The organism is Nocardia sp. CC201C, from assembly GCF_030010695.1.
GTDB classification, from domain to species: domain Bacteria; phylum Actinomycetota; class Actinomycetes; order Mycobacteriales; family Mycobacteriaceae; genus Nocardia; species Nocardia otitidiscaviarum.
The window spans coordinates 1-1,858 of record NZ_JASCXP010000692.1; the positions used below are offsets into that span (position 1 = coordinate 1).

The window sequence follows — 1,858 nt, forward strand, 5'->3', positions numbered from 1 at the left end:
CGAGTACGAGTCGATGCAGGCGCCCGCCGTCGGCGGCGTGCGGCTGCCGCGCGGCAACGGTGAGGTCATCCGCCTCGCCCGCGGCGCGTCCCTCTCGGACTTCGCGGAGAAGATCAACGCCAACCCGGCCTCGCTGGTACAGGCGCTGTTCAACCTCGGTGAGATGGTCACCGCGACCCAGTCGGTGAGCGAGGAGACCCTCGAGCTGCTGGGTGCGGAGATGAACTACGTGGTGCACGTGGTCTCGCCCGAGGACGAGGACCGCGAGCTGCTGGAGAGCTTCGACCTCACCTACGGCGAGGACGAGGGCGACGAGGAGGACCTGCGGGTCCGTCCGCCGGTGGTGACCGTCATGGGTCACGTCGACCACGGTAAGACCCGACTGCTGGACACCATCCGCAAGGCCAACGTCCGCGAGGGCGAGGCCGGCGGCATCACCCAGCACATCGGCGCCTACCAGGTGCTCTCGCACGTCAACGACGCCGACCGGCTCATCACCTTCATCGACACCCCGGGTCACGAGGCGTTCACCGCCATGCGTGCCCGCGGTGCGAAGGCGACCGATATCGCGATCCTGGTGGTCGCCGCCGACGACGGTGTCATGCCGCAGACGGTGGAGGCCATCAACCACGCGCAGGCCGCCGACGTGCCGATCGTGGTGGCGGTCAACAAGATCGACAAGGAAGGCGCGAATCCGCAGAAGATTCGCCAGCAGCTGACCGAATACGGTCTGGTGGCCGAGGAGTACGGCGGCGAGACCATGTTCGTCGACATCTCCGCCAAGCAGGGCACCAATATCGAGTCGCTGCTGGAGGCCGTCGTGCTGACCGCCGACGCGGCGCTCGACCTGCGGGCGAACCCGGATATGGACGCCCAGGGCGTGGCCATCGAGGCGCACCTCGACCGCGGTCGCGGTCCGGTCGCCACGGTGCTGGTGCAGCGCGGCACGCTGCGCGTCGGCGACTCCATCGTCGCCGGTGACGCCTACGGTCGCGTCCGCCGCATGGTGGACGAGCACGGCGAGGACGTCACCGAGGCGCTGCCGTCGCGTCCGGTCCAGGTCATCGGCTTCACGTCGGTGCCGGGCGCGGGTGACAACCTGCTGGTCGTCGAGGAAGACCGCATCGCGCGCCAGATCGCGGACCGGCGCAACGCGCGCAAGCGCAATGCCCTGGCCGCGCGCAGCCGCAAGCGCATCTCCCTGGAAGATCTGGACGCCGCTCTGAAGGAGACCTCGGAGCTGAATCTGATCCTCAAGGGCGACAACTCCGGTACCGTCGAGGCCCTCGAGGAGGCGCTGCTCGGTATCGACGTCGGCGACGAGGTGCGGCTGCGGGTCATCGACCGCGGTGTCGGTGGCGTCACCGAGACCAACGTCAACCTGGCCTCGGCCTCGGACGCGATCATCATCGCGTTCAATGTGCGCGCCGACGGCAAGGCGACCGCGCTGGCCAACCGCGAAGGCGTGGACGTCCGGTACTACTCGGTCATCTACCAGGCCATCGACGAGATCGAGAAGGCCCTCAAGGGCATGCTCAAGCCGATCTACGAAGAGGTCGAGCTGGGTCGGGCGGAGATCCGCCAGATCTTCCGCTCCTCCAAGTTCGGCAATATCGCCGGTTGCATGGTGCTGTCGGGTTCGGTCAAGCGCAATGCCAAGGCTCGCCTGCTCCGCGACAATGTCGTGGTCGCCGAGACGATGACCATCGCCTCGCTGCGACGCGAGAAGGAAGACGCCATGGAGGTCCGCGAGGGCTTCGAATGCGGTATGACCGTCACCTTCAACGACATCAAGGAAGGCGACATCATCGAGGCCTACGAGCTGCGGGAGAAGCCGCGCGACTAGGCGAGTGAACAG

1 protein-coding gene is annotated in these 1,858 nt (G+C 67.3%); it reads left to right on the top strand.

Translation table 11 applies throughout. The annotated features are described in order from the left end of the window. The coding region (gene infB, locus QK444_RS35975) for a translation initiation factor IF-2 (protein ID WP_282786546.1) at positions 1-1,846 on the top strand (1,846 nt) is incomplete at its 5' end. Positions 1,847-1,858 lie beyond the last annotated feature (12 nt).